Source organism: Bradyrhizobium sp. (assembly GCF_036735945.1).
GTDB lineage: Bacteria > Pseudomonadota > Alphaproteobacteria > Rhizobiales > Xanthobacteraceae > Bradyrhizobium.
This window is the reverse complement of the sequence record NZ_DAINNI010000197.1, coordinates 1-6,116: the sequence shown is the minus strand read 5'-3', so window position 1 is coordinate 6,116 and position 6,116 is coordinate 1. Positions and strand designations below refer to the sequence as shown.

Here is a 6,116-nt window from a genome sequence, read left to right as displayed (position 1 = left end):
TTGGACTTGAAACTTTAAACCGGCTGATCACAACGTTTGACGAGGTCCCACCATTCTTCGCCGACCGAAACCGACGAGCTGCCCACGATTCACATCGCTGGCAACGATGGTGTAACCTTTAAAACGTGTACCGCCGAAGTCTTTCGTCCAGCCTCGAAAGATGAAAACCGAAGTTTTCAAGTATCCGAGACTACGCAAGGACTCCGCCGTCCACGTTTCTCTTTCTTCATCTTCACTTGTCAAACAGCCCGGGATCGCGACGATCCCAATCCTTCCCTCGGGAAGGTTCCCGAACACTTCATTCGACGGCAAATAACAACCGACTTTCATCGGCTGTTGAATCACTCATCGTAATGAGGAGCTTCCGGGGCGCGAAAAGATGCCTTGGCCTCGTGGCCAATGCATCGCCGCGCTCAGTGGTCGGGTTATAGGCCCGCCCGATCGCGGTTGTCAACGCCCATCGTCAACAAATTGTCGCATCAGGTCGAAGTTTTTTGCGACGACAAGAAGCCCCTATATTTCGGGCCTTTGGCCGCACTTGAGCCACAATCCTGCGACGTTCTCACTGTAAGTATGCGTTGAATCGCCGAGTGCCAGTGGGGGCTGCCGGCGATCATCCACCTGGGACAGGCGATCTTTTCTGAACCCGTCGCCTTGCCCGAGCGGCCGAGAAGCTTTCGAGAGATCTGCACGCCATTGATATTCGAGATTCCGGCTGGTCACCTACTGGCCCCTGATTCCCGAATTTCCTTGCGTGTGGCACGCCACGTTCTGGGATCATGCCTTCCTTCAAAAGGGCGGAAACGTGGGGTCTGGATCGGTCGAAGGTCTTGTCGGATGTCGATGGAATTTGGGGGGACACAGGGTTGAGCCAGAAGGCGCCACGCGGCAGCGGCTATGGACGCGAGACCGGGATCATCGATCTCGGTCACGAGCCGCCCCTCTCCGTCGATGGCTCCGAGGCTGCGGTGATCGATCGCCGCCGTGTCTCCGTACAATGGTTTAGCGGCACTATCCTGACCGGTCTGTGCGGCGCAGCTCTCATTGGCGGCGCCGTTTTTGCGTCGCTCGACGGCGAAATGACCTTTGCCAAGGTGCCCGAGCGCGTCGAAGGCGCCTTGCGCGGGGCGTTCGGCGCCAACGACCGTACCGCCACCCTGCACAAGAGCGACCGCCTGCCGCCGCCCGGCGACTCCACCGCCTCGCGCAACGTGCAACAGGTATCGACCGTCACCCGCGTCGGGAACCGCGACGTGATGCGGGTGCGGCCGTTCACCCGGATTTCCGGCAATCTGTCGATGACGACGAGCGATCTCAGCTCGAAGATCCCGCCCTACAATGCCCAGCGCCTGCTGACCGATGTCGGCACCGCCACCCCGGCCGCAGCCGAAGATCCGAACAATCCCGAGGCGGTCGAACCGGACGCCGAGGTTTCCTTCGTCACCAAGGACCTCGCAACCGTGCTGCCCAAGACGAAACTCGCCGCGGTGGTCGCGCTCGATGAAGTGCTGATGCGGGTACGGGATGCCGCGAACTGGCGCGGTTCGGGCGGCGTCCGCTACACCGCGCTCGCCAATGCCGCGGCCGATGCCGGCGGCTCGCAGTCCGACCTCAAGCTTGCCTATGCCACCGAGGGCAACGTCTCCGATCCCTATGCCGGCTTCGAAACCCGGGTGGTGCCGGAGAACGTGACCCTGCTGCCGAAGACCAAGGAGCAGATCACCGGCGGCAACCCGTCCGGCGAGCGCGTTCATACCGTGAAGAAGGGCGATACGATCGCTTCGATTCTGCGCGATCTCGGCGCGACGCCCGACGAGGCCCGGGCGGTTGCGTTGACGCTTGGCCCGCGCGGCCGTGACGGCGGCCTGAAGGAAGGCCAGAAGATCCGCATCCTGATGGCGCCGTCCAGCCCGACCCTGGGTGCCCGGCTGCAGCCCTATCGCGTGATTGTCGCCAACGAAACCACCGTCGAGGCCGTCGCCGCGCTGTCCGACGTCGGCAAATATGTCGCCGTCGACGTGCAAAGCATGAATACCGTCGCCGAAGCCACCGCCAGCAAGGAAGACGACGATGATGACGAGGATGATGGCAGCGGCGTCCGGCTCTACCAGAGTATCTACGAGACCGCGCTGCGCAACAAGGTTCCGGCCGCCGTCATCGAGGACATGGTCCGCATCTATTCCTATGACGTAGACTTCCAGCGCAAGGTGCAGCCGGGCGACTCCTTCGACGTCTATTTCGCCGGTGAAGGCGAAGGCACCAGCAGCAGCGAAAAGACCGAGGTGCTGTTCGCTTCGCTGACCGTCGGCGGCGAGACCAAGAAATACTATCGCTTCCAGACCCCTGACGATTCCGTCGTCGATTTCTACGACGAGACCGGCAAGAGCGCGAAGAAGTTCCTGGTGCGCAAGCCGGTCAATAACGCGATCATGCGTTCAGGCTTCGGCGGCCGCCGCCATCCGATTCTCGGCTACGCCAAGATGCATACCGGCGTCGACTGGGCGACCCCCTACGGCACGCCGATCTTCGCATCCGGCAACGGCACGGTCGAAAAGGCCGGCTGGGAAGGCGGCTACGGCAAATATGTCCGCCTGAAACACAACAACGGCTACGAAACCGCCTATGGCCACATGTCGGCATTCGCCAAGGGCCTGGAACCCGGCAAGCGGGTACGCCAGGGCCAGGTGATCGGCTTCGTCGGATCGACGGGCATGTCGACCGGCGCCCACGTCCACTACGAAATCCTGGTCAACGGCCGCTTTGTCGACCCGATGCGCGTCAAGCTGCCGCGCGGCCGTTCCCTCGAAGGCACGCTGCTGGCGACCTTCGAAAAGGAGCGCGACCGGGTCGATACCCAGATGAACAGTCGCGGAAACTCTGCCCGCGTCTCCGAGGTCACCGGCACGACGCAGCAGACCCGCCAGGTCAGCCGTTAGACGGCAGCCGCTAACTGCAGCCACCAGATTTGCGGCCGGCATCCAGGCCCCGCAACTGACGGTTTTGTTTGCCAAACGGCTCGCCGCGACAAATACTGCCTTTCATAAAAACACTTGGGAGGTAGCGCCATGACGAGCAGGCTCGCACTCGCAACGACGGTTGCGGCAATCGTTCTCGGAAACGCGGCCGGCGTCTCGGCACAGACCTATGAGGTCACCAGGCTGGTGCCGGGATCGGCATTTCATGGCGTGCACGGGCTCGGCATCGACAAGTCCGGCCGCCTGTTCGCCGGCAGCGTCGCGGGCGCTGCGCTCTATGAGGTCGATCGCAGCAATGGCACGGCGAAGATCGCGGTCCCCTCCCCGGAAGGCATGTCCGACGACATCGCCTTTGCGCCCGACGGCACCATGGCCTGGACCGCCTTCCTCAGCGGCGATCTCTATTCGCGCAAGGGTGACGGCCCGGTGAAGAAGCTCGCCTCCGGCCTGCCCGGCATCAACTCGCTCGCGTACCGCAAGGACGGGCGGCTGTATGCGACGCAGGTGTTCCTCGGCGATGCGCTCTATGAAATCGACGTCGAGGGGGTCAAGCCGCCGCGCAAGATCATGGAGAAGATGGGCGGCCTCAACGGCTTCGAATTCGGCCCCGACGACAAGCTGTACGGCCCGCTCTGGTTCAAGGGCCAGGTCGCGCGCGTCGACGTCGACACGGCCGAACTCTCCGTGGTCGCCGACGGCTTCAAGATTCCCGCCGCGGTCAACTTCGATTCCAAGGGTAATCTCTGGGTGGTCGACACCGCGCTCGGCCAGTTGGTGCGGGTCGATCCGAAGAGCGGCGCCAAGAAAATGGTCGCGCAGCTCAAGCCGTCGCTCGACAATCTCGCGATCGACGACAAGGACCGCATCCTCGTCTCCAACATGGCCGATAACGGCATCCAGGAGATCGACCCCGAGACCGGCGCGGCCAGGCAGGTCATATCAGGCAAGCTGGCGCTGCCCGGCGGCATCGGCGTCGTCTCCGACGGGGCGAAGGATACGATCTACGTTGCTGACGTCTTTGCCTATCGGACCGTGGATGGCGCAACCGGCGAAGTCTCCGAGCCCGCCCGCATGCATGCCGACGGCGTGACGCTGGAATATCCGATGAGCGCCACCGCCAAGGGCGACGACGTGCTGCTGTCGAGCTGGTTTACCGGGACGGTGCAACTGATCGACCGCAAGAGCGGCAAGACCAGGGAGATGCTGCACGGATTCAAGGCGCCGCACGACGCCGTCAAGCTCGGCGACGGCTCGATTCTCGTCAACGAGCTCGGCAGCAAATCGCTGGTCCGCGCCAGCGGCGAACACGGCAAGGACCGCACCGTCGTGATCGGCAACCTCGAAGGTCCGGTTGGGCTTGCCGCCGGAGCGGGCGACACGGTCTATCTGACGGAAGCCTTCGCCGGTCTGGTTTCCAGGGTGGGATCCAACGGCGAGAAGGCCGTGATTGCCAAGGACCTGAAGATGCCGGAAGGCATTGCTGTGGCGCCCGACGGCAAGCTGGTCGTGGCCGAAGTCGGCGCCAGGCGCATTGTCCAGATCGACCCGAAGGACGGCACGATCAGCGAGATCGCGGCCAACCTGCCGATCGGCCTGCCCGCCGCGCCCGGCGGCCTGCCGAGCAACATCCCGACCGGCGTCGGCGTCGGCGCGAGCGGCGTAATCTACTTCTCGTCGGATATCGAGAACGCGATTTACAAGGTGGTGAGGAAGTAGCGAGGCGCGGATTTTCGGCTGCCGCGGGAACCCGAAACGGGGAACGGCTATTTGATGTTGGTCGGCAACCCCTCGATGGAGGCGTATCATGGCAAACCTGCCGGGATCCGGGCGCATCACCCGGGACGACGTCATCAAGGCAATCGGCGCGGTCGACGACTCGACCATCGCCGAGCTGATCGGGACGGGCGCGGCAAAGGACGAACTCGCCGAAGCGATGGCGTGGATGGCCAACGACGAGCCGTTGATGAATTCCGGCAAGCCGCTGGCAACGGGGCGGGTGCGCGAGCTCGTCGATATCCTGTCGGAGCTCGAGCCCGACGACGACGATGGAAGGGGAGCGCCCGCTTCCACCGATCAGGGCTAAGACTCCGGCACGCAAGGTGCGTGCCGGAGCACATCACTTGATCAGTTCAGCTTGCGCTTCGGCACCGGCGCCTCGAACTGGGCGATCTCGGCGGTCTGCGCCGCCTTGCCGTTGAAAGTCAGGACGTTGCCTTCGGTGGAGATCGCGACGGCATCGCCGTCGGCGACGTCGCCGGACAGGATCATCTCCGCCAGCGGGTCCTGCAGGCTACGCTGGATCACCCGCTTCAACGGCCGTGCGCCGTAAGCCGGATCCCAGCCCTTGGCGGCCAGCCAGTCGCGCGCCGCGCCATCCAGCGACAGCGTGATCTTGCGGTCCTCCAGCAGCCGCTGCAGCCTTGCGAACTGGATCTCGACGATCCGGCCCATCTCGCTCTTCTGCAGGCGGTGGAACAGGATGATCTCGTCGACGCGGTTGAGGAATTCGGGCCGGAAGTGCGCCCGCACCATCCCCATCACCTGCTCGCGCACCGCCGACGTATCCTCGCCCTCCGGCTGGTTCACCAGGAATTCCGAACCGAGGTTCGAGGTCATGATGATCAGCGTGTTGCGGAAGTCGACGGTGCGGCCCTGACCGTCGGTCAGGCGGCCGTCGTCGAGCACCTGCAGCAGCACGTTGAAGACGTCGGGGTGGGCCTTCTCGATCTCGTCGAACAGCACGACCTGATAGGGCCGACGCCGCACCGCTTCGGTGAGCGCCCCGCCCTCGTCATAGCCGACATAGCCGGGAGGCGCGCCGATCAGCCGCGACACCGAATGCTTCTCCATGTACTCGGACATGTCGAGGCGGACCATCGCGGTCTCGTCGTTGAACAGATATTCGGCGAGCGCTTTGGTCAGTTCGGTCTTGCCGACGCCGGTGGGGCCCAGGAACATGAACGAGCCCATCGGGCGGTTCGGGTCCTGCAGGCCGGCGCGCGAACGGCGCACGGCGGTCGCGACCGCGCGGACGGCTTCGGCCTGGCCGACGACGCGCTTGCCGAGCGCGTTCTCCATCTTGAGGAGCTTGTCCTTTTCGCCTTCCAGCATCTTGTCGACGGGCACGCCGGTCCAGCGCGA

At 63.9% G+C, this 6,116-nt stretch carries 4 protein-coding genes; 3 read left to right on the top strand and 1 reads right to left on the bottom strand.

Annotated elements, in window-relative coordinates; all coding sequences use genetic code 11:
• Nucleotides 1–866: 866 nt before the first annotated feature.
• The 3 genes from V7E26_RS28750 to V7E26_RS28740 all read left to right on the top strand — a co-directional run bounded on the left by V7E26_RS28750 (nucleotide 867) and on the right by V7E26_RS28740 (nucleotide 5,058).
• Nucleotides 867–2,936, top strand: coding sequence for a M23 family metallopeptidase (locus tag V7E26_RS28750; RefSeq protein WP_324422773.1), 2,070 nt, complete (start codon nucleotides 867–869; stop codon nucleotides 2,934–2,936).
• A gap of 129 nt (nucleotides 2,937–3,065) precedes the next feature.
• Nucleotides 3,066–4,691 (top strand): Vgb family protein, encoded by a 1,626-nt coding sequence (locus V7E26_RS28745; protein ID WP_324422772.1) that lies wholly within the window; start codon nucleotides 3,066–3,068, stop codon nucleotides 4,689–4,691.
• Between the two features lie 88 nt (nucleotides 4,692–4,779).
• Nucleotides 4,780–5,058, top strand: coding sequence for a hypothetical protein (locus tag V7E26_RS28740; RefSeq protein WP_324422771.1), 279 nt, complete (start codon nucleotides 4,780–4,782; stop codon nucleotides 5,056–5,058).
• A 41-nt stretch (nucleotides 5,059–5,099) separates the two neighbouring features.
• Here V7E26_RS28740 and V7E26_RS28735 read toward each other — a convergent pair.
• On the bottom strand, nucleotides 5,100–6,116 hold a 1,017-nt coding region (locus V7E26_RS28735), incomplete at its 5' end, for an AAA family ATPase (protein ID WP_324422770.1).